The 21,322-nt window shown below is 72.9% G+C and carries 20 protein-coding genes and 2 pseudogenes; 10 read left to right on the forward strand and 12 right to left on the reverse strand.

The features are described from left to right. Positions 1–100, reverse strand: a pseudogene (locus tag AB0G32_RS35395) (protoheme IX farnesyltransferase); the annotation flags it as partial. On the opposite strand from AB0G32_RS35395, the pseudogene AB0G32_RS35400 reads away from it, so the two are divergent. Beyond that, positions 98–826: pseudogene (locus AB0G32_RS35400) on the forward strand (FAD-dependent oxidoreductase); the annotation flags it as partial. The pseudogenes AB0G32_RS35395 and AB0G32_RS35400 sit on opposite strands and share 3 nt — an antisense overlap. A gap of 66 nt (positions 827–892) precedes the next feature. Here the strand turns inward: AB0G32_RS35400 and AB0G32_RS35405 are convergent. After that, on the reverse strand, positions 893–1,750 hold the full coding sequence (locus tag AB0G32_RS35405; protein WP_361173236.1) for a LysR substrate-binding domain-containing protein: 858 nt from the start codon (positions 1,748–1,750) through the stop codon (positions 893–895). Between the two features lie 69 nt (positions 1,751–1,819). Between AB0G32_RS35405 and AB0G32_RS35410 the strand changes: the two genes are divergently transcribed. From AB0G32_RS35410 to AB0G32_RS35420, 3 genes are all read left to right on the forward strand, one after another. After that, positions 1,820–2,134, forward strand: coding sequence for a hypothetical protein (locus tag AB0G32_RS35410; RefSeq protein WP_361173239.1), 315 nt, complete (start codon positions 1,820–1,822; stop codon positions 2,132–2,134). 98 nt (positions 2,135–2,232) lie between these two features. Next, the gene (locus AB0G32_RS35415; protein WP_361173242.1) at positions 2,233–2,607 is read left to right on the forward strand and encodes a DUF2218 domain-containing protein; all 375 of its coding nucleotides are present in this window, start codon (positions 2,233–2,235) and stop codon (positions 2,605–2,607) included. A 21-nt stretch (positions 2,608–2,628) separates the two neighbouring features. Further along, positions 2,629–3,474: an alpha/beta hydrolase gene (locus AB0G32_RS35420; RefSeq protein WP_361173246.1), complete on the forward strand. Its 846-nt coding sequence runs from the start codon at positions 2,629–2,631 to the stop codon at positions 3,472–3,474. Positions 3,475–3,523: 49 nt separating this feature from the next. Here AB0G32_RS35420 and AB0G32_RS35425 read toward each other — a convergent pair whose 3' ends face one another. Together AB0G32_RS35425 and AB0G32_RS35430 are read right to left on the reverse strand one after the other, a co-directional pair. After that, complete coding sequence (locus tag AB0G32_RS35425; RefSeq protein WP_361173249.1) at positions 3,524–4,408, reverse strand: NAD(P)H-binding protein; 885 nt, start codon at positions 4,406–4,408, stop codon at positions 3,524–3,526. A 55-nt stretch (positions 4,409–4,463) separates the two neighbouring features. Continuing rightward, complete coding sequence (locus AB0G32_RS35430; RefSeq protein ID WP_361173252.1) at positions 4,464–5,516, reverse strand: YncE family protein; 1,053 nt, start codon at positions 5,514–5,516, stop codon at positions 4,464–4,466. Positions 5,517–5,650: 134 nt separating this feature from the next. On the opposite strand from AB0G32_RS35430, the gene AB0G32_RS35435 reads away from it, so the two are divergent. Continuing rightward, the gene (locus tag AB0G32_RS35435) at positions 5,651–6,583 is read left to right on the forward strand and encodes a LysR family transcriptional regulator (RefSeq protein WP_361173255.1); all 933 of its coding nucleotides are present in this window, start codon (positions 5,651–5,653) and stop codon (positions 6,581–6,583) included. Here the strand turns inward: AB0G32_RS35435 and AB0G32_RS35440 are convergent. Next, on the reverse strand, positions 6,570–7,658 hold the full coding sequence (locus AB0G32_RS35440) for a protein kinase family protein (protein ID WP_361173258.1): 1,089 nt from the start codon (positions 7,656–7,658) through the stop codon (positions 6,570–6,572). The genes AB0G32_RS35435 and AB0G32_RS35440 overlap by 14 nt on opposite strands. 186 nt (positions 7,659–7,844) lie before the next feature. On the opposite strand from AB0G32_RS35440, the gene AB0G32_RS35445 reads away from it, so the two are divergent. Together AB0G32_RS35445 and AB0G32_RS35450 are read left to right on the forward strand one after the other, a co-directional pair. Then, complete coding sequence (locus AB0G32_RS35445; RefSeq protein ID WP_361173261.1) at positions 7,845–8,546, forward strand: DinB family protein; 702 nt, start codon at positions 7,845–7,847, stop codon at positions 8,544–8,546. 132 nt (positions 8,547–8,678) lie between these two features. Continuing rightward, on the forward strand, positions 8,679–9,800 hold the full coding sequence (locus tag AB0G32_RS35450; RefSeq protein ID WP_361173264.1) for a peptidoglycan bridge formation glycyltransferase FemA/FemB family protein: 1,122 nt from the start codon (positions 8,679–8,681) through the stop codon (positions 9,798–9,800). Here AB0G32_RS35450 and AB0G32_RS35455 read toward each other — a convergent pair whose 3' ends face one another. Further along, positions 9,801–10,499 carry a GntR family transcriptional regulator gene (locus AB0G32_RS35455; RefSeq protein WP_361173267.1) on the reverse strand — a complete coding sequence of 233 codons (699 nt, stop codon included), beginning with the start codon at positions 10,497–10,499 and terminating at the stop codon, positions 9,801–9,803. Positions 10,500–10,636: 137 nt separating this feature from the next. On the opposite strand from AB0G32_RS35455, the gene AB0G32_RS35460 reads away from it, so the two are divergent. After that, positions 10,637–11,176, forward strand: coding sequence for a YbhB/YbcL family Raf kinase inhibitor-like protein (locus AB0G32_RS35460; protein WP_361173270.1), 540 nt, complete (start codon positions 10,637–10,639; stop codon positions 11,174–11,176). 43 nt (positions 11,177–11,219) lie between these two features. On the opposite strand, the gene AB0G32_RS35465 is transcribed toward AB0G32_RS35460, so the two are convergent. The 5 genes from AB0G32_RS35465 to AB0G32_RS35485 form a co-directional block, all read right to left on the reverse strand. Then, a complete protein-coding gene (locus AB0G32_RS35465; protein WP_361173273.1) occupies positions 11,220–12,377 on the reverse strand; it encodes an ROK family transcriptional regulator in 1,158 nt (385 codons plus the stop codon). Positions 12,378–12,469: 92 nt separating this feature from the next. Continuing rightward, entirely contained in the window at positions 12,470–13,969 is a 1,500-nt protein-coding gene (locus AB0G32_RS35470) for a glycoside hydrolase family 36 protein (protein WP_361173276.1), read from the reverse strand. Between the two features lie 53 nt (positions 13,970–14,022). Continuing rightward, positions 14,023–15,372 carry a sugar ABC transporter substrate-binding protein gene (locus AB0G32_RS35475; RefSeq protein WP_361173279.1) on the reverse strand — a complete coding sequence of 450 codons (1,350 nt, stop codon included), beginning with the start codon at positions 15,370–15,372 and terminating at the stop codon, positions 14,023–14,025. A 37-nt stretch (positions 15,373–15,409) separates the two neighbouring features. Then, a complete protein-coding gene (locus AB0G32_RS35480; RefSeq protein ID WP_361173282.1) occupies positions 15,410–16,303 on the reverse strand; it encodes a carbohydrate ABC transporter permease in 894 nt (297 codons plus the stop codon). A 10-nt stretch (positions 16,304–16,313) separates the two neighbouring features. Further along, the gene (locus AB0G32_RS35485; RefSeq protein WP_361173285.1) at positions 16,314–17,267 is read right to left on the reverse strand and encodes a sugar ABC transporter permease; all 954 of its coding nucleotides are present in this window, start codon (positions 17,265–17,267) and stop codon (positions 16,314–16,316) included. A 146-nt stretch (positions 17,268–17,413) separates the two neighbouring features. Between AB0G32_RS35485 and AB0G32_RS35490 the strand changes: the two genes are divergently transcribed. Both AB0G32_RS35490 and AB0G32_RS35495 read left to right on the forward strand, forming a co-directional pair. Beyond that, positions 17,414–19,408 (forward strand): DUF4832 domain-containing protein, encoded by a 1,995-nt coding sequence (locus AB0G32_RS35490; RefSeq protein WP_361173288.1) that lies wholly within the window; start codon positions 17,414–17,416, stop codon positions 19,406–19,408. A 59-nt stretch (positions 19,409–19,467) separates the two neighbouring features. Then, positions 19,468–20,088: a TOPRIM nucleotidyl transferase/hydrolase domain-containing protein gene (locus tag AB0G32_RS35495; protein WP_361173291.1), complete on the forward strand. Its 621-nt coding sequence runs from the start codon at positions 19,468–19,470 to the stop codon at positions 20,086–20,088. On the opposite strand, the gene AB0G32_RS35500 is transcribed toward AB0G32_RS35495, so the two are convergent. Beyond that, a complete protein-coding gene (locus AB0G32_RS35500) occupies positions 20,010–21,299 on the reverse strand; it encodes an FAD-dependent monooxygenase (protein WP_361173294.1) in 1,290 nt (429 codons plus the stop codon). The two genes, AB0G32_RS35495 and AB0G32_RS35500, sit on opposite strands and share 79 nt — an antisense overlap. Positions 21,300–21,322: the final 23 nt, after the last annotated feature.

The raw sequence follows: 21,322 nt of genomic DNA on the forward strand, positions 1-21,322 counted from the left end.
TCAGCACCGGCAGACAGCCGGCGATACCGCCCCAGACGATGTTCTGCGAGGTGCGGCGCTTGAGGATCATCGTGTAGACGACCACGTAGAAGAGGCCGGCCTGGAGGCCGCGACCGAGCTCGCCGAAGCCCGCCCGGACCTCGCCGTCGGCCTGGTCACCCGCGGCGCCCTCGGCGACTGGCTCTCCGACAAGGGCCGCCGGCACCTGCGGAAGGTCGTCGACGGACTCGGCATCACCGTGCACGAGCACACCGCCGTCACCGCCGTCGAGGCCGGCCGGGTCGGCACCGCCGCGGGCCCGGCCCTGCCGGCCGAGGTCACCGTGTGGACCACCGGCTTCGCGGCCCACCCGATCGCCCGGGCCACCGCCCTGGAGGTCACCGGCACGGGCCGGATCGTCGTCGACCCGACCATGCGCTCGGTGTCCCACCCGGCCGTGTACGCGGTCGGCGACGCCGCCCTGGCGATGGGCCCCGGCGACAAGCCGCTGCGCATGTCGTGCGCCTCGGGCAGCCCCGCCGCCTGGCAGGCGGCCGACGCCATCGCGGCCCGGCTGACCGGCGGCAAGCTGCCGAACCTGCGGATCCGCTACTTCAACCAGTGCGTCTCGCTGGGCCGCCGCGAGGGGCTGATCCAGTACGTCACCGCCGACGACCGGTCGGTCGGCGCGGCCCTGACCGGCAGGCTCGCCGCCGTCTACAAGGAACTGGTCTGCAAGGGCGCGGCCTGGGGCGTCGCCCATCCGGCCATCGGTCTCCCGGCCCGCCGCCGCCGAGTCGTACCGGACGCGTCCCGGACGGACCGGACGGTGCGGACACCGGCCTGAGCGGGGGCACCGCGCCCGCCCCGTCGTCGGCGGGGCCGGCCCCGGTGGCCGACGGCTGCTCGTTCCTCACGTCCGGCGCGCCGCCGTGACCGCCGCGTCGGCGAAGGAGGCGACGAGCGGCCGGCGGTCGAGCCGGGACCAGGCGACCACCAGGCTGCTGGGGGCCGCGTCGGTGACCGGCCGGTACACCAGCTGGGGGTGGACGGGTTCGACGAGCGACCGCGGCAGGACCGCCACCACGCGCCCCACCATGACCAACTGGACCAGTTGCGGCACGTCCGTGATCTCCGGGCCGCTCCCGTCGTCGGGGACGCCCGTCCAGCTCACCCCCTTCCAGCGCGGCAGCGTCTCGCCCGCCAGATCGGCCAGCCGCAGCTCCGCACGGGCGGCCAGCCGGTGCTCCCGCGGCAGCACCGCGACACGTCCCTCGGTGCACAGGGTGCGGTGCGCCAGGCCGGTGAGGTCGTCGAACGGCGCGTACAGCAGCGCCACATCGGCCCGGCCGTCCCGGACGTGGTCGGCGCGGTCGGTGGCACCGCCGAACAGGATGTCCACCCGGCGCGCGTCGGGCCGGCCGGCGTACGCCGCGAGGACGCCGGACAGCAGGGAGGCGTCACCACCGGGTTTGATCACGAGCCGCAGACGAGTCTGGTCGTCACCGGCCCGGCGCGCGGCGCGGGCCGCCACCCGGACCGCGTCCAGCGCGTCCCGGCCGTGGCGCAGCAGCGCCGCTCCCGCCGGGGTGAGCGAGACGTGCCGGCTCGTGCGGACCAGCAGTTGGACGCCGAGCCGCGTCTCCACGCGCCGGATCGCCTTCGACAGCGCCGGCTGCGCGATCGACAGCCGCAGCGCGGCCCGGCCGAAGTGCAGTTCCTCGGCGACCGCGACGAAGTACGTCAGCTCGCGCGTCTCCAGATCGGTCATGCCTGGAGGTTATCGTCGATGATCCAGCGGGTCTTGGACTTCACCGCAGGTCAGCGCTTCGATGGAGACATGATCAACCACACGATGATTGTTTCGTTCGATTCCTCGATCCCGGACGCCGAACTGGACCAGTACCTGGCGGACGTCGAGCAGCTGATGCTGGGCTCAGGACACGTCGCGACCTTCGCGGCACAGCGCCACCTGCGGGTCCCGGGCGACGACCACGCGCCGGTCTTCGTGGCCGACGCGATCATCCGGCTGGGCGTGGCCGACCGCGCCGCCCTGGACGCGGTGTTCACCGTGCCCGGGGCCGAGGACCTGATCCGGCGCTGGCAGTCCCGCCACCCCTACCGGGTCGTCTGGGCCAACCACGGGGCCCTGTGAGGGCGCACGCATAGCTTGCGGCGGGCGTGGCATGGCGGCGTCCCGGGCCTGGTAGTCAGGGGAGGTGCCGCCGTCCGACCGCCTTCCAGGGAGTCGCCGTGCCCCGCTCACAGGCCCGTGTCGCCACCGACCGTCCGCACCGCTACGCCAGACAGCTCGCCGCCCATCTCGGCCGGCGGGTTCGCACCGACTGGGACGAGGCGGCCGCCGAGGGCCATCTCGTCTTCCCGGACGGCACCGGCACCCTCGTGGCCACCGAGGGAGCCCTGCTGCTGACCGTGGAGGCGCCGGCCGACCGGCTGGCCCGGCTCGAGGACGTCGTCGGCCGCCACCTGGTGCGCTTCGGCGCCCGGGACGAACTGGTGGTGGCCTGGCACCGGGACACCGGCGAGCCCGGCACCAGCCAGCGCCACACCGGCGACCCGGCGACCGAGCCGCCCGCCGGGACCCCGCCCGCCGGACCGCGGGCGTGACTCCCTCGTTACCATGCCGCCATGGACGCAGAACACGAACCGCCCCGGCTGCCCGGTGCCACCCGGTACGCGGCGACCCGGTACGGACGGGTCGCCTACACGGACACCGGCCCGGAGGGCTCCTCGGCCGCGCCGCCGCTGCTGTTCGTGCACGGCAACTCCTCCTCCCGCAAGGTCTTCCACGCCCAGCTCGCCGACGACTTCGCGGGCCGGCGGCTGCTCGCCGCGGACCTGCTCGGCCACGGCGAGTCCGACGACGCGACGGACCCCGGCGCCGCGTACACGCAGCGCGGCTACGCGGCCACTCTGGCCGAGTTCCTCACCGCCCTGGGCATCGACCGGGCCGTCGTCGTCGGCTGGTCGCTCGGTGGGCACATCGGCCTCGAACTCGGCCGGGTCTTCCCCGGACTGGCCGGACTCGTCGTGACCGGCACCCCGCCGGTCAACCGGCACACCCTGGCGGACGGCTTCCTGCCGACCCTGGGGTACGCCGGCACCGAACACATCACGGCCGGCCAGGCGGCCGAGTTCGCCGCCCAGATCACCGTCGTCCCGCCGCCCGCCTGGGTGATCGACGACGTGGTACGGACGGACGGGCGGGCCCGGCGGCTCATGTTCGAGTCGTTCGCCGCCGGCCGGGACTCGGACCAGAAGGCGCTGGTCGAGAAGTCGCCGGTGCCGCTCGCGGTCATCGACGGCCGCGCCGACCCGTTCGTCAACCACGCCTACGTGGCGTCCCTGTCGTACGCCGCCCTGTGGCGCGGCGCGCCGACGGTCCTGGCGGGCCGGCGCCACGCGGCGTTCCTGGAGGACCCCGCGAGCTACGACGACCTGCTCCGCGCCTTCCTGCACGACCACGGGCTCTGACGGTCCGTCAGAGCCCGTGGCCGGGGCAGCGGGGCGCGGGCCGGTGCGGTCAGCCCGTCACCGCCGGCCTGAGCACCTCCTCGCACCACTGGCGGAACGAGGTCGGGGTCGTCGACTCGGCGGTGCGCGGCGTGGCGTTGTCCATGCCCTCGTTCTTCGCCTCGAACATGTCGACCATGGCCTGGGCCATCGCCGGGGTCGAACCGAAGCCCTCCATGCGGTCCTTGAGCGCCGCGCCCGGGATCTGCCGGTAGCCGACCTCGGTGCCGAGGACCTCGGAGACGACCTCGGCCATCTGGTCGGGGGAGATGTCCTCGGGGCCGAGGACGGGGACCTCGCCGGAGCCCGTCCAGGAGTCGTCGAGCAGCAGCCGGGCCGCGGTGGCGGCGATGTCGCGGGTGGCGACGGTGGGGACCTTCAGGTCGGCCCGGGCCATCAGGAAGAACATGCCCTTCTCCCTGATCGTCCCGGCCTGGTGGAGCAGGTTGTGCATGAACGAGGGGCAGACGACCGCCCGGTAGGCGACGCCGGAGGCGGCGATCAGGTCGTCCATCGCCAGGGAGGCGGTGACCAGCCCGGCCCGCGCGGCCATCGGCGTGCCGCGGCCGAGGGCGGAGATGCCGACGACACGCCGGACGCCGTGCCGGGCGAACGCCGCACTGGCCGGGCGGGTGAAGTCGACGTAGGCGGCCTCGGGGCCGGGCTCCGACCCGTCGCCCGGGGCGAGCCAGAACACCGCTTCGGCGCCCTCGCACGCCTGGTCGATGACGGCGGCGTCGCGGTGCGAGCTCTCGACGATCTCGACGCGCTCGCGGACCTCGGGAGCCAGCCGCGAGGCGTCCCGGACGACGAGCCGCAGCGGTGCGCCGCGGTCGAGCAGGTCGGTGACGAGCCGGCGGCCGATGGTGCTGGTGGGTGCGGTGATGACGATCATGTGAGTTTCTGTGTTCCTTGTCGTGTGACGGATGTGAGTCGTGGTACGGCCGGGGTCAGCCGGTCCGGGGGAGGTAGGCCAGGCCGTGGGCGCCGACGGCGCCGGGCCCGCCGATGTCGAGCCGGGTCACGTCGCGCATCGAATGCAGGTCGACGACGTGCACGGTGGACGAGGCGTAGCAGGCCACGTAGGCGAGCCGGCCGTCGGGCGACGAGGTGATGGTCAGCGGGCAGTGCCCCACCTCGAACGCGCCCAGCCGCTCGCGGGTGCCGGCGTCGAAGACGACGAGCCGGCCCGGTGTCATCCGGGCGGACCCGTTCGCCGGATCGCGGTCCGCGCGCACCTCGCCGACGAGGAGCAGCCCTTGGGACGTCAGGTGCACCGGCATGATCCGGTCGTCCGTGACCAGGAGGTCGACGACGGACGCGGTCCGGGTGTCGACGACCCTGATGCCGGGCACCGACGCGTCCCCGGTGGCGGCGAACGAGCCGCTGTAGGGCGCGGCGACGAAGGCGTGGGCGCCGTCGGCGGAGATGGCGACGCCCTCGCTGCCGGGCACGGCCGCCTTCCCGGTCAGGACGCCTCGTTCGAGGTCGACGACCGAGACGAACGGCGCCTCCTTGCTGGCGACGCAACCCGTCCGGCCGGCCGCGTCGATGGCGATCCAGTGCGCGCCGGGGGCGCCGGTGTCGATCCGGCCGACCGGCCGGCGCGTCGCCGTGTCGATCACCACGACGCCACCGGACCGGTCCGCCGAGCCCTCCACGGTGACGTAGAGGCGGCCGCGCGCCGCGTCCAGCGCCAGGCCGTGCGGCGCGTGTTCCGGGGCGAGGTCGACGATCTCGGCCACCTCGCGGGTGCCGGGGTCGATGGCGATCAGTTCGGTGCGCCGGCCGCTGTTGGCGTGGTAGTAGCCCGAGCGGTAGGTGACCGTGCACCACAGCAGGCGCCGCACCGGGTCGAAGCACAGCTCGTGCGGCTCGGCGAGGACGTCGAGCGCACCGAGCCACCGGTCGTCGGCGGCGTCGTGGAACGAGACGGTCGGTCCGCTCTGGTCGACGACGGCCAGGACGTCTCCTGCCCGGCCGGCGCGGGAGGACGGTTGCATGGCGGTTCCTTACGAGAGGCGAGGGGGATTCCGTGAACACCTCCACTCTGCTGACCGGCCGATTCCACCACAATGCAAGAATGGGCACCAGATAGTTGACTCTGGCGTAAAAATGCAGGTCAGGTGGCTCTTTGATGATGGATCTCAACCTGTTGCGGGTGCTGGACGCACTGCTTCAGGAGAACAGCGTGACCCGGGCCGCGGAGCGGCTGGGCACCTCGCCCGCGGCGGTCAGCCGCACCCTGGCCCGGCTGCGCCGGGCGGTCGGCGACCCGCTGCTGGTCCGGGCCGGACAGGGCATGGTGGCGACCCCGCGCGCCCTGGAACTGCGGGACGAGGTGAGCGCGTTGCTGCGCGGCTGCGACCAAGTCCTGCGGCCGGGCGCCGGGTTCGACGCCGTACACCTCCAGCGCACCTTCACCGTGCAGACCACCGAGCTGCTGCTCGCGAAGCTGGCCGGGACCCTGACCGACCGCATCCGCGCCGAGGCGCCCCAGGTGGACGTGGTGTTCCTGCCGGAGGCGGTGGAGGGCGGCCCCGCGCTGCGGCAGGGCACGGTCGACGTCGAACTGGGCGTCATCGGTCACCTCGACCCGGAGATCCGCACCAGGCGGCTCACCCGGCTGCGGCTGGTCGGCGTGGCGCGCGCCGGTCATCCGCTGTTCGACGGACGGATCGACGCCCGCCGGTTCGCCGCGGCCGGGCACATCGGCATCTCCCGGCTGGGCAAGCGGTTCGGTCCCATCGACACGGTGCTCGCCGAACGCGGGCTGAAGCGCCGGGTCGCGGTCGTGGTGCCCAGTCACACCAGCGCGATGATGCTGGCCCGGGACACCGACCTGGTGGCGCTCACCCTCGCCGACTGGCTTCCCGGCACGGTCGCCGCGCTGGGCCTGCGCACCTTCCCGATCCCCCTGGACCTGGCCCCCCTCGAACTCGGCATGGCCTGGCACCCGCGCAACGCGGCCGACCCGGGCCACCGCTGGTTCCGCGACCATCTGGCGGCGGCGGCCCTGGCCGGGTCGGAACCGGGAGACCGGGGCGCACCGGAGTTCACCGGCGGGTAGCGGCCGCGGTCGCACCGCCGTCGCCCGCGGGCAGTGCCCGTTCGATCCCGGCCGCCGGGTACGGGGTGCGCTTGCTCCGGGTGAGCAGCCGGTGCTGGAAGTCGTCCAGGACCGCGGCGTGCGCGGCGTGCCGGTCGATGAGCGCGCCGAGGCCGGGGGAGACGCCGGCGGGCCGGCGGCCCGCGCGCCAGTCCCTGACGAAGGTGCCGAACTCGGCGCCGCCGCGCACCGCTTCGGGCAGGTGGTGGCGGAGCAGATGGGTCGGCGCGTAGGAGCGGTCGTAGCTGCGGTGCCGGCTGAGGAAGGCGATTTCCTCGGCCGAGAGGTCGAAGTCACGGCTCAGCGCGAGCCCGAAGTCGGTGAAGAAGACGCGCCGTCCGTCGGTGAGCAGGTTGGCGAAGTGCGCGTCGAAGTGGACCAGCGCGTGCTCGCTCATGAAGCGCGTCCCGCGCAGCAGTTGCTCCTCCACCCACCGGTAGCCGTCCGCCGCGCCGCCCGCGGCCCGGTGCTCGCCGAGCCACCCGGCCAGGGTCCGCGGCACGTACTCCAGGAACAGGACCAGGCTGTGCGCGCAGCGCCCGATCGCCTCCAGCCGACGGCGCACGGCCGGTGCCCCGTCCCAGTGCGCGACCGCCCCGGCCACCCCGCCGAACGCGTCCACGAAACCGGCCGGGGGAGTGTCCGGCAGCACCCGCCAGTGATGGAGCAGCGGAAAGCCCGGGTACGCGTTCCGCAGCGCCCACCCCGTGGTCATGAGGTGCGCGGCCAGTTCCCGCCAGGCACCGAACCCCGTCGAGCCGATCCCGTACTGGTAGAAGAGGGGGAGGCCGAAGACGTTGGCGGTGGAGCGTACGTGCCGGGGCAGCAGTTCGACGTCCGTCAGCGGCACCCGTTTGACGAAGACGGGTGTGCCGTCGACCTCCAGCAGTGCCGACCGGCCGCCGAGGCCCGACCCGAGCCCCGGCGCCGCGGCCACCGCCCGCTCCAGCCGGCGGTCGCTGAACAGCGCCAGCCGGGTGCCCACCGTCGCGTACGCGGAGATCCGCGCGGCGTGCTCCGCACCTGTCGCGTCCATTGCTGCCCCCGCTCCTCGTCGTCCCGTCCGCTGCTCGGCGGCCGTGCCGATCATCCCAGCGGTCCCGGCTGTCCCGAGCGGCACACGGGCCGGGCCGACGCGGCGGGAACCGCCCGAAATCCGGTCGCCTCCCGCGCGGTGAGCCGATACGTTCCGCTGCGGGACACGACCCCGAAGGGAGCCGGTATGGGTGGCCGTCTGGAGTTGTTGCTCGATCAGTTCGACCACGCGAGGGAGCTGGCCCGGGTCCGGCTGACCGGGCTCGGCGACGAGGAGTACCGGTGGGAGCCGGTCCCCGGCTGCTGGTCGCTCCGGCGCCGGGGCGAGGCGGTGACGCCGAGGGCGTTCGGCCCGGGGGAGTGGGTGCTCGACCTGGGCGCCCCGGACATCCCGGCCGGTGAGTACGCCGAGGTCGCCCGGCAGGTCGCGAGCGGGATGCCGGTCGCGAAGATCGCCGACGACTGGAGCGTGTCCGTCGAGCGGGTCGAGGAGGTGCTCGCCCACACCGGGCCGCCGCGCCCCGCCGCGACGGCGGTCACCACCATCGCCTGGCGGCTGGGCCACCTGCACTCCAACTTCGCCGGGGGGTGGGAGTGGACCTTCGGCGAACGGCGACGGGACCCGAGGCTGCTGGTCGACTTCCACCCCCGCGCCGCCCCGGCACTCGACCGGTTCTGGGAAACGGTCGACCGCTGGCGCGACAGCGTCGCCACCGTGACCGACGAACAGCTCGACACCGTCGGCTTCTCCCAGTACCCCTACGGCTCCGACTCCGACGACCTGTTCGCCGAAGTGCTGTCGGGCACCAACCTGGAGTTCATCCACCACATGGCCGAGATCGCCCTGCTCCGCGACCTGTGGCGGGCCCGGCCCGATCCGGCGGGCTGACCGTCCGGGCCGCGGGCAGACACCGGGTCACGCGGGCCGGCCGAATCCGTACGGCACGGCACGGCCCCGCGCTACCCGGAAGCCGGCCCGCGGCTCATTAGGCTGGTGCGCCCGACAAAGGAGCGCTGCGCAATGAGCTACCGCGTGAAGGTGATCACCCGCGAGGAACACCTGGCCTTCGCCGCGGCCCGGCCCTCGGTGAGCCATATGCAGGTTCCCTCGTGGGGCGATGTCAAGCCGGACTGGCGGGCGGAGAGCCTCGGCTGGTTCGACGCGGACGGCCGGCTCGTCGGGGCCGGACTGGTGCTCCTGCGGCCGCTGCCGAAGCTGAGGCGGTACCTCGCCTATCTGCCCGAGGGGCCGGTCATCGACTGGACCGCGCCGGATCTGGAGCGTTGGCTGGCACCGATGCTCGCCCATCTGAAGGGCCGCGGTGCCTTCTCGGTGCGGATGGGGCCGCCCGTCGTCGCCCGCCGCTGGAGCGCCGACGCGGTCAAGGCCGCGATCGCCGACCCGGCGGCCAGGCGGCTGGGGGACGTGGAGGCGAGCACGGTGGAGCCGGCCGCCCCCGAGATCGCCGGCCGGCTGCGCCGCGCGGGCTGGCGGGGGACCGAATCGGGCCGGGAGGACGGCTTCGCCGCCGGACAGCCGCGGCACGTGTTCCAGGTCCCCTTCGCCGGCCGGTCGCTGGACGAGATCCAGCGGGGCCTGAACCAGCAGTGGCGGCGCAACATCAAGAAGGCCGAGAAGGCCGGCGTCAAGGTGGTGGAGAGCGGCTACGACGACCTGCCGGTCTTCTACGCCCTCTACACCGAGACCGCCGAACGGGACCGCTTCGTCCCCCGCCCGCTGCCCTACTTCCAGCGGATGTGGACCGCCCTGACGGCCGAGGACCCCCGCCGGATGCGCCTCTACCTCGCCCACCACGACGGCGACACCCTCGCCGCCGCCACCATGCTGACCGTCGGCGAGCACGTCTGGTACTCCTACGGCGCCTCCACCAGCCGCAACCGCGAGGTGCAGCCGAACAACGCCATCCAGTGGCGCATGATGTCCGACGCCCATGAACTGGGCGCCGCCGTCTACGACTTCCGCGGCATCACCGACACCCTGGAGGAGAGCAACCACCTGCTGGGGCTGCTCCGCTTCAAGGCGGGTAGCGGCGGCGAGGCCGTCGAGTACCTCGGCGAGTGGGAGTACCCGCTCAACGAGGTCCTGCACCGGGCCCTCAACCTCTACCTGTCCCGCCGCTGATCACCCGCCCCCACCCGGCGCCGCGTCCTGCTCCAGTCCGGCCGCGGTCCGGGTGAGGTGCCGGACCAGCACCTCGGCCGCGGTGTCGGCGTCGCGGGCGAGCGCCGCCTCCTCCAGCCGGCGGTGCTCCTCGACGCCGTCCCGGCCGGGATTGCGGTACGCCGACCAGCGGCGCGCCAGCTCGCTCGCGGTCCACATCCGGTCGAAGGTCTCCAGCAGGACGGCGTTGCCGCACCCCTCCAGCAGGGTCCGGTGGAAGACCCGATGGGCCTCCGCCCAGGCCGCGCTGTAGTACTCGCCCTCCTCCGGCACGAACGCCGGGGTGCGGGCCAGCCGGTGGTGGGCGGCGCGCACCCGGGCCTCCCAGTCGACGTCGCCGCGTTCGACGGACATGCGCAGCATCACCGGTTCGACGGTCCGCCGGGCCTCCGCGATCTCCTGCCAGCGCCGGTCGGAGAAGGCCGGGACCGCGAAGCCGCGGTTGGGCAGCCGGTCCGCGTAGCCCTCGCCGACCAGCCGCACCAGCGCCTCGCGCACCACGGCCAGGCTCACGCCCTGTTCCCTGGCGAGGTCCTGCGGTTTGAGCGCGGCACCCGGCGCGTGCCGACCGCGCATGATCGCGTCCCGCAACCGCGCGTGGACCTGCTCCGAGAGCATCCGCTTTCCGGATGCGGGCGAGGGATGAGCCGTCTGCGTCATGGACTCAGCATAGACGATCGGGCAGATAATCGATTATCTGTGTTACGGTCGATTCATCGGCCGGAACGCCGACCCACACGCCCTCGAACTGCCTGATTCGACCCGCTTGACTCGACCTGCCTGAGAGGAACGACGCGATGAGCGCCAACGACCCCTTCGCCCGCCTGCCCGAGGCCGCCCCCTTCACCGTCACCAGCACCACCGTCACCGACGGCGCCGCCTGGCCGCTCGACCAGTACTCCGGCATCTCCGGCGTGCCCGGCGGCCGGGACCGCTCCCCGCAGCTGTCCTGGAGCGGCGCCCCGGAGAGCACCAGGAGCTACGCCGTCACCGTCTACGACCCCGACGCCCCCACCGGGTCCGGGTTCTGGCACTGGGCGGTCGCCGACATCCCGGCCACCGTCACCGACCTGCCCGAGGGCGTCGGCGACGACACCGGGGCGGCGCTGCCCGAGGGCGCCTTCCAGTTGCCCAACGACGCCCGCGCGGCCCGCTTCCTCGGCGCCGCGCCGCCGGCCGGGCACGGCCCGCACCGCTACTTCGTGGTGGTGCACGCCCTCGACGTCGACACCATCGGCGTCCCGGCCGACGCTACCCCGGCGGTCCTCGGCTTCACCATGGCCGGCCACATCCTCGGCCGCGCGGTCCTGACCGCCACCGCCGAGACACCCGCCTGACCGGTCACCGGCACGGCAGGGGAGAGGAGAGGGCGGTACAGGGCTATCGCCGCGGCGCGGCCGGGGCCGCCAGGCCGTCGCTGAGCAGTCGGGCGTCGACCTCGTCCAGGGCCAGGCGCACCGCCCCCAGCGCCACGCTCTCGTCCCCGAGGGTGGAGGCGCGCAGCTCCGGCAGCCGCAGGCAGTGCCTGGTGAGTTCACGGCGCAGCGGGTCGAGGACCACGTCGGCGGAGCGGGAGAAGCCGCCGCCGTAGACGACGACCTGCGGGTCCAGGGCGAGCACCAGCGCGGCGACGCCCACCGCGAGGTCGCGGGTGTAGCGGCGGACCGCCTTGCGGGCCTCCCGGTCGCCGTCCCGGGCGGCCTGGAACACCCAGGCCGCCGCCTCGCCCGGCGCGGCCGTCGCCGGTACGCCGGGACAGTGCTGGAGGTGCTCGGGGGCGGACAGCCAGCGCACCGCCTTGAGGGCGCCGATCTCGCCCGCGGCGCCGCCGTACCCGCGGCGCAGGGTGCCGTCGAGGATCAGACCGGCGCCGGTGCGCAGGCCGGCCAGCAGGTAGACGATGTCGTCGGCGTCCTGGGCGACGCCGTTCCAGCGTTCGGCGACGGCGGCCAGCTTGCAGTCGTTCTCCACCTGGACCGGGCAGGAGAAGCGGGCCGCCAGGTGGGCGGCCGGATCGGTGCTGTGCCAGCCGGGCAGCGGGGTGAACAGGGTGGTGCGGCCGGTGGCGTCGACCGGCCCGGTCACCCCGACCGTCACCGCCCAGATGTCGGCCGGGCCCATGCCCGCGCCCCGCAGCACCTCGTCGATGACCTCGTCGACCGCCGCGAGGCGGGCCTCGGGCGCCGCCCGCGGGTCGGCCGGGCGGCGCACCGTCCGCACGAGACGGCCCTCCAGGTCGCTGAGCACGACGAGGATCTTGTGCACGCCGATGTCGATGCCGAGCACATGACCGGCGGTGGCCCGGAACCGGTACCGCCGGGCCGGGCGCCCCACCACACTGCTGGCCCCCGGCTCCTCGACCTCCGCCCACCCGTCGGCGACCAGCGCCTGCACCAGCACGTCCACCGCGGGCCGGGACAGCCCGGCCCGGCCCGCCAGTTCGGTGACGGTCGAGGGCGGGTTGCCGCGCAGCGCGCCCACGATGGACAGCTGGTTCATCTCGCGCATCCGGGACATGTCTGTTCCGGTCGTCGCCATGCTGGTGCTCCCTGGAGGCGTTGCGGTGACCACCGCCGGATAATGCTGAGCAGTTTACTAATTACCAGCGGTGGTCACGTGTATTAACGGCGTCAGGCGATCGGATACCGCTGCTCCGACTCGGGCGTCACCGCAGGGGTGAAGTCCACCTCCCGTCCGTCCAGCGCGAACCGGTACCTGCCGAGCCTGCGCACCTCGGGCCGGGCGGTCAAGTAGGCGGTCATCGCGTCCAGTTCCTCGGGGCGCAGCCAGCCCGGCGGGTCGGACACCGCCCGGAATCCGCAGATGTCGGCCAGGTCGCGCAGCAGGCTCTGCTGCGGCTCGGTGAGCAGGTTGAGGCGGCTGCGGAAGTACACCACGTCCGGGTCGACCTCCAGCAGCGGTGCCTGCCACAGCCGGTGCACGGTGTTGACCACGGCGTTGCGGGCCAGCGCGTCCGAGGGGTCCTGGGTGGCGTAGTGCTCCCACAGTGGCGCCACGTCGGGGCCGCTGCGGATGCCGTCGACCAGTCCGAGGGAGGGCAGCAGCGGGGCGCCGCTGCCGAGCAGGTAGGCGTCCGGCCCGGCCGCCTCCCGGATGACGGCGAGGCCGGCCCGGTACGCCTCCTCCCGGCCGGTGTCCGCGGACCGGACGCCGGCCGCCGCGCCGGCGCCGATGAAGTCGAGCTTGAGGTAGGTGAATCCCCACTCCCGGCTGACCCGGTGGATCATCTCCCGCAGGTGTTCCAGCGCCGCGGGCAGGGTGAGGTCGAGCGCCCAGTATCCGGTGCCCCAGTTGTGCCCGGCCACCACCGGCTCGCCGGCGGCGTCGCGCAGCAGCAACTCCGGCCGCTCGCGGGCGGTGCGGGAGTCGGGCAGCACGATGAACGGGGCGATCCACAGGCCGGGCCGCAGCCCGGCGTCGGTGATCCGGTCGGCCAGCGCGCGCATCCCGGCGGGGAACTTGTCGTTGGCCTCCCAGTCGCCGACCGCCCGCTCCCAGCCGTCGTCGACCTGGACGACGTCGAAGGGCAGGCCGCGCAGGGCGGTGATGTCCTTGGTGAGCTGTTCCTCGGTGATGTTCTCGTAGTACGCGTACCAGCTGCACCACACGTTGCCGGCCCGCTTGCCGCTGTGCCCCAGCCGCGCGGCCAGCTGCCGGGTGTAGGCGGCGAACACCTCCTCCTCACCGCCGTAGGCCAGGAACCACGGCGCCCCGGCGCGCTCGGACCAGCCGGCCAGGGTGTCCTGGTCGGCGGCGAGGCGCGGGACGTCCAGGCCGAGCGCGCCGAGCAGCAGCACCCGGCCGTCGGCGCCCTCCAGCGCGGCGACGGCGGAGGAGTGGTGCCGGGCGGGGTCGTCCCACACGGTGTCGTCGGCGGTGAGACGGCGTTCGGCGCTCTCGATGCGCAGCGGGGGCTCGGAGAGCCGGCGCCAGCCGCACGGGCTCCATGAGTTGTGTCCGTGCCGGTAGAAGCGCGCGTCACCGAGCCCGTGCAGCACGGCCGTCCGGCCGGGTGGCAGCAGCAGACCGCCGTCGACGGCCTGCGGCGGGGCGTCGCCTTCGAGCTCGACGGCGAACGCGCGCCCGTCGAGTTCTACGAGCTGGGCCATGGATCTCCTTGCGGGTGAGGGGGGTAGGGGTACGGACAGGTGTGCCCGGACGGTCAGTCGAGGAGGCCGTTCACCTTGTCGTTGGCCGACTTCAGGGCGTCCTCGGGCGAGGTCTGGCCGAGGATCGCCGACTGGATGGCGTCCTGGACGATGGGGCCGATCTCGGTGCCGCGTTCGGTGACCGGCAGCAGGAAGGTGCCGCCCTTGGCCGCGGCGGCGTCGGTGAAGACGTGCACGTCCTCACCCTTGGCCCGGTGCCCGGCGAGCGCCTTCTGGCTGGAGCTCGTCAGCGCGGGGAAGACGACACCGTGTTCGGCGACGATGTCCTGGCAGTCGGCGGAGGCGAGGAACTTGACCCACTTCCACGCCTCCTCCTTGTGGTCGGTGCCGGCCCAGATGGCGTCGGACAGGCCGTTGATGGAGCTCTTGCGGCCTTCCGGGCCGACCGGCAGCGGGGCGTAGGCGAACTTCCCCTTCAGCTTCGGGTCGAGGTAGGTGGAGACGGTGAAGGAGCCCGCGAAGGTCATGGCGCCCTTGCCGGCCATGAGCAGTTCGGAGTTGTAGAGGCTCGACTTCTGGTCCAGACGGGGCGCGTAGCCCTTGTCGATCAGGCGCTTGAACCAGGAGATGGTCTCCACCAGCTCGGGGTCGTCGTACTGGTAGTGGGTGCCCCACGGGTTCTTGTCGAGGTAGGAGAAACCGTTGGACACGGCGAGCGGGCCCCAGCCGTTCTGGCCCGTGTTGCCGTCCTTCCACTCGGGCAGGAACCCGTAGGTCTTCACATGGTTCTTGTCGAAGGCGGGGTCGAGTCCGTTGCGGCCGTGGGTGTCCACGGTGGCCTTGGCGATGGTCTGTTCCAGGGTGCCGCCGTCGTCCGGGTTCCAGGTCAGGCCGGTGAGGTCGGCGGCGGCCACGCCCTGCTGCTTCAGCAGGTCGGTGTTGTAGACGATCGCCATCGTGTCCCAGTCCTTGGGCAGGCCGTACCGCTTGCCGTCCTTCACCCAGACGTCGGTCAGGCCGGCCTGGTAGCCGGACAGGTCGACCTTGTCCCGCTCGACGTAGGGCTGGAGGTCGAGCAACTGGTTGCCGGCCGCGTAGGTCGGGTAGTAGGTGCTCTGGTCGGTCCAGACGTCGGGGGCCTCGCCGGAGACGATCTGGGTGGTGAGGTTCTGCCAGTACTGGGTCCACGCGGTCTGGGTGATCTTGATGGTGATGTCGGGGTTGGCCTGCTGGAAGGCGTTCGCGCACTCCTGGTATGCGGGCAGTTGCAGGTCGTCCCAGAGCCAGTAGTTCAGGGTGGTGCGCCCGTCGGCGGCGGTGTCGGAACCGCCGCAGGAGACGAGGGTGGCGGTGGCGGTCAGGCACAGCAGGGCCGCGCCGACGCGCGAGAGTCGGGGGCTCATCGCAAGGGGCCTCTTTCGGGACGTGCGGGTCGGGCGGTCACTTCATGCCGGTGAAGTTGAGGGACTCGACCAGCCGGCGGCCGAGCAGGATCAGCAGGATCAGGACGGGCAGCACCGACAGGGCGGACCCGGCCATCAGCCCGGTCCAGTCGGGCTGGGAGTTGGGCGACTGCTGCTGGAAGATGCCGAGCGCGACGGTGAGCACCCGGGTCTCCTCGTCACGGCCGGACAGCAGCGGCCACAGGTAGTCCTTCCACGCCCACACCGTGGTGGTGAGCCCGATGGTGAGCAGCGGGCCGCGGGTCATCGGCAGCACCACCCGCCAGAACATGCCCCAGGGGCCCACCCCGTCCAGGATGGCCGCCTCCTCCACCTCGCGGGGGACGGACAGGAAGAACTGCCGGAGGAAGAACACCGCGAACGGTGTCATCAGCACGCTCGGCGCGACCATGCCGACGAACGTGTTCAGCCAGCCCAGGTCCTTGACCAGTACGAAGTTGGGCAGCACGGTGAAGATCGGCGGCACCATCAGCGCGGCGATCAGCACCCCGAACACCAGGTCCCGGCCGGGGAAGCGGAGCCGGGCGAAGGTGTAGCCGGCCATCGCGCAGAACAGCGTCTGGAGCACCGCGATCAGCCCGCTGTAGACGACGGAGTTGAGCAGATAGCGCAGGAAGTCCATCTGCGCGCCCGAACCGCCGGCCGCCACCGCCTCCTCCTGGCTGGTCAGGCCCAGCACTCGCAGGAAGTTGATCATCGTTGGGTGGTCCGGGACCAGCCCGGTGGAGTCGGTGTAGATGTCGGCCGCCGGGGTCAGGGCGGTGCGGACCATCCAGTAGAACGGGAAGACGGTCAGGAACAGCGCGACGACGAGCACCGCCCACGCGGCGATCCGGCCGGGCGAGACCTTCGAAGGGAGGGTACGGCTCATGATGTGCTCCTCAGGCCAGGTCCGAGCGGGAGGCCCGCAGCAGGCGCATCTGTACGGCGGTCAGCACGCCCAGGATCAGCGCGAGCACCACGGCGACGGCGGAGGCGTAGCCCATGTGGAAGTAGGTGAAGGCCTGTTCGTAGATGTAGAAGTAGATGACATGGGTGGCGCCGACCGGGCCGCCCTGAGTGGTCACCGCGATGGTGTCGAAGATCTGGAACGAGCCGATCAGGGACACCACCAGGACGAGTGACAGCACCGGCCGCAGCAGCGGGAACGTGATCCTGGTGAACATGCGCCACTCGCCGGCGCCGTCCAGCGAGGCGCTCTCGTACAGGTACTGCGGGACCTGGAGCATCCCGGCGTACAGCAGCAGTGCCGTATAGCCGGTGTACGCCCAGGTGTTGGCCGCGGCCACGGACGGCATCGCCCAGCCGGGGTCGGTGAAGAAGCCGTTGGGGCCCAGGCCGAAGGCGCCGAGCACGTGGTTGACCAGGCCGAGGTTGGCGTCCAGCATCCACATCCACAGCAGGCCGGCGGTGACGTTGGGCACCAGCCACGGGACCAGCAGCATCGCGCGCAGCGCCACCGACCGGGTCAGCCGGTGCATGAGCGTCGCCAGCAGCAGCGCCAGCAGTGTCTGCGAGACGATGTTGAGGACCACGTAGTAGCCGGTGACCTTCAGCGCGTTCCAGAACTGGTCGTCACCGATCAGCTGGCTGTAGTTGTCCGCGCCGACGAAGTCCGGTGCGGCGAGCAGGCTGTAGTCGGTGAGCGAGTAGTAGACACCGCGCACCGTCGGATACGCGTAGAACAGGGCGAACCCCAGCAGCGCGGGGGCCAGGAACAGCCACGCCGCCTTCCGGTCGTCCCGGCGCCGCCGGACCCGGCCCGGGGCCGGGGCCCCGCCCGGCGGTGGTCCGACGCTCTTGTGCGGTGGCGCAACTGCGGTCTCCGCGCCCATGGTTCCCTCCGAGGGGATTTGCGCCGCACCTCTTGCCAGTGGGGCACTCTGGACACATATTGATGAGCAACAGCGAAACTTTGTCAATGCTGGCGCATAACTTCCGTTCCCCTACCGACCCCCACGGACCCTCGGAGGCCGTCACCATGCGCACCTTCGCACCGCGACGCGGCAGACGTCTGCTGACCGCGTTCTGTTCCACGGCCCTGGCCCTCGCGCTGGCCGGGCTGCCGCACACCGCCCAGGCGGCTCCGGACGGTTCGGCCGCCGCCGCGGCCCAGGGCGTGCCGGACCGTCCGGCCCCCGGCCCCGACCCGGACCCCTCGCTCCCGGTGCACGCCCTCACCCGCGCCGACGCGCCGCTGGACAACCCGCTCAAGGGCTTCGCCCGCTTCTACCAGTCCGGCGCCGACCAGAACACCGGCTACCCGCACGCGCTGACCTGGAGCTACTTCGGCCTGTCCGAGGTCATGAACAACGCCTCGGACTGCGGCAGTTACGACTGGAGCGTCCTGGACAAGGTGCTCGACGAGTCCGCCTCCTACGGCAACCAGACCGCGCTGCGCTTCTACCTGGAGTACCCCGACGACCCCGGCGGCGGCCACCCGTCCAACGCCATCCCGCCGTGCTTCGACGGCCACGTCGACTACCGCACCAACGCCCAGTGGGGCACCACCAGCCCGGACTACGACAACGCCTATCTGCTGGACGGGCTCAAGGACTTCATCGCCGCGTTCGGCGCCCGCTACGACGGCGACCCGCGCATCGGCTTCATCCACATGGGCCTGATCGGGCTCTGGGGCGAGTGGCACACCTGGCCCTACGACACGGACACCAGCGACTCGCTGCCGAACTACATGCCCACCGACGCGCACGGCGCCGAGATCATGCGGGCCTACACCAGCGCCTTCACCCGGACCAAGGTGGAGGTGCGCTACCCGGACTCGGCCGGCGGCGCCGCCGCGGACCTGCCGTCCGTCGGCTTCCACGACGACTCGTTCTGCTACCGCGAGGGCAGCCCACTGGCCGGCGTCACCCTGCCGTCGTCGATGGGCGGCGCCTCGTACTCCCAGTTGCAGCGCGCCGTCGAGCGCGGCGTGGAGAACCGCTGGACCACCGCCTCCATGGGCGGTGAGGTCCGCCCCGAGATCCAGTCCCGGGCGTTCACCAACTGGCCCACCGGCTCCGGCGACGTCGACAACATGAAGGCGTGCATCGAGCTGGAGCACACCACCTGGAAGATGAACGAGGGCAGCGCCGGCTACTCCGCCTCGGACGCCAACGCGGCGGCGGCGGTCCGGCTGATGGGCTACGACCTGAGCGTGGACGACGCCTACTTCCACGACACCGCCTCCGGCAGCACCACCGTCGGCGTGCGGATCAGCAACGACGGCGTCGCTCCGTTCTACTACCCCTGGACGGTCAGCCTCGGCCTCAAGGACGCGGCCGGCAACGTGGTCAAGACCTGGGACACCCCCTGGGACCTGCGCAAGGTGATGCCGTCGAAGATCCGCGCCTTCCCCGACTGGGGCGTCGGCTCCGACCCCACCTACCTCGACTACGGCTACGCCCAGTACTTCGACACCGACGTCGACCTCAGCGGTGTCACGGCCGGCGGCTACCACCTCGTCATGAAGGCCAAGAACCCGCTGGAGGACATCAGCGCCAACGCCAAGAAGCTGCGGTTCGCCAACACCGGCCAGAACGCGGACGGCTGGCTCGACCTCGGTGCGATGACCGTGGGCTCCGACGACACCACCGGAGGGGCCGGCTACGAGGCGGAGGCCGGCGGCAACACCCGCACCGGCACCGCCGTGGTCGCCGACTGCGCGGGCTGCTCGGGCGGCGCCAAGGTCGGCTACCTCGGCAACGGCGCGACCCTCACCTTCCCCCGGGTCGACGGCGGCAGCGGCGGCACCCGGCAGGTGACGGTCCACTACGCCTCCGCGGTCGCCCGCTCGGCCACCGTCCAGGTCAACGGCGGCACCCCGCGCACCGTCGACTTCCCGGCCACCGCCGACTGGACCACCCCGGGCTCGGTCACCCTGAGCCTCGGCCTGGACAGCGGCACCGGCAACAGCGTCACCATCGGCAACGACTCCGGCTGGGCACCCGACATCGACCGGATCACCGTGACCTGACCCCGTCCGGCACCGTGACCCGGTACCGCCGGGGCCGGAAACGACGCAGACTGGGCCCCATGACCGACGACATGGGGTCCTTCCGCGAGGCGGTCGCCGCGTGGGCGGCCGGCGGCTCCGGGGACCCGGCCCGGGAACTGGCGGTACGGCTGCCCGTCCGGGCGGCCGTCCTGCTGGAAGGGCCGAGCGATGTCGCCGCGGTCCGCGCGCTGGCCGGGCGGCGCGGCCGGGACCTGGACGCCGAGGGGGTCTGCGTGCTGGCGATGGGCGGCGCGATGAACATCGCCCGCTTCGCCGGTCTGCTCGGCCCGCCCGGCCTGGGACTGCGCCTGGCGGGCCTGTGCGACGAACGCGAACACCCCTACTACCTCCGCGGCCTGGCCCGGGCCGGCGCGGCACAGCAGGGTTTCTTCGTCTGCGCGGCGGACCTGGAGGACGAGCTGATCCGCGCGCTCGGCGTGACCCGGGTCGCCGAACTGGTCCGGGCCGAGGGCGACCTGCGCGCCCTGGAGACCTTCCTGCGCCAGCCCGCCCAGCGGGGCCGCACCGCACGGCAGCAACTGCGCCGCTTCCTCGGCACGAAGAAGGGCCGCAAGATCCGCTACGGCCGGGTCCTCGTCGAGGCCTGCGACGCCGACCGCGTACCCGCCCCGCTCGACGGCCTGCTCGCCTGCCTCTGAGCGTGGTCGGACGCGGGATCCGTGCCGTGCCGGGCCGCGAGACGGCCGACGGTCCTGCGCAGCGGGCCGGACTGCAACCCCCGGATCAGCAAGGCGTTGACGCGGATACCGCGTTCCGTGACCGGGGCCGCCTGCCGCACCCGGCCCGGGAACAGCCGCTGCGCCGCCCGGGTGCGCGGGCGCAGCGCCGCTTCGAACGCCGCGAACGCGTCGGAGGGATGGGCCGGGTGATCCGGGTGGCCGGCTGTCGCCGCCGAGGTGAGCGCGTCGGCCAGTTCAGCGGCGCCGCGCAGGGCGAGGGCCGTACCGAGCCCGCTCAGCGGGCTGGCGCACCAGGCGCTGTCGCCCAGCAGCACCACCCGGCCGTCGTGCCACCTCGGCAGGTGGATCTGGTCGTAGGTGTCGAGGGCGAAGTCGGGCGCGGTCCGCGCGGCGGCGAGGAACTCCGCCGTCCGCCAGCCCACGTCCGCGAACACCTCGTCGAGCAGGGCGAACCGCGCGGCCCGGTCCCGCCGCGCCGGCAGCTCGGTGGCGGCGAAGGTCAGCCCCACCTCCTGGCTGCCCGGATGGCCGGGCCGCGCCTCGACGGACCGCCGCCCGGGCGCGTTGTGGGTCAGGAACCAGCCGTCGAGAGGAGGCGTCGACGGTGTCTCGGTGAGGGTGAACCAGGCGTGCGCGAGGCCGAGCGGACGGCGGAAGGACGTCTCGGGGCCGAAGCGCAGCCGCCGCACCCGCGAATGCGCGCCGTCGGCCCCGACCACGAGGTCGAACTCCTCGGCCGGCGCGTTCCGGAAGCGGGCGAGCACCCCGTGCGCGGTGTCCGTGAGCTCGTCGACCGTCTCGCCGAAACGGTGCGTGACGGTCGGGCCGGCCGCCTCGTGCAGCACCCGGGAGAGATCCTCGCGCAGGAGTTCCTCCTTCGAGACGTAGCCGTTTCCGTCGAACGCCTCGACCGGCATGGTGGCCAGCGGGCGGCCGGCGCGGTCGATCCAGGCGGCGCCGCGCTGCGGGACGAGCCGGCCGAGCACCTCGTCCAGCAGGCCGAGCCGGGCCAGGACCTCACGGCTGTCCCCGCGCAGGTCGACGGTCTGCCCGCCGGTGCGCAGGTCCGGTGCGATCTCCGCCACCGTGACCTGCCAGCCGGCCCGGCCCAGCAAAAGCGCGAGGGTGTCACCGGCTATGCCGCCGCCGACCACCAGAACACGTGCCATGACGTTCCTTTCCCGAACCACTG

The organism is Streptomyces sp. NPDC023723 (assembly GCF_040639815.1).
In the GTDB taxonomy this organism is placed as follows: Bacteria; Actinomycetota; Actinomycetes; order Streptomycetales; family Streptomycetaceae; genus Streptomyces.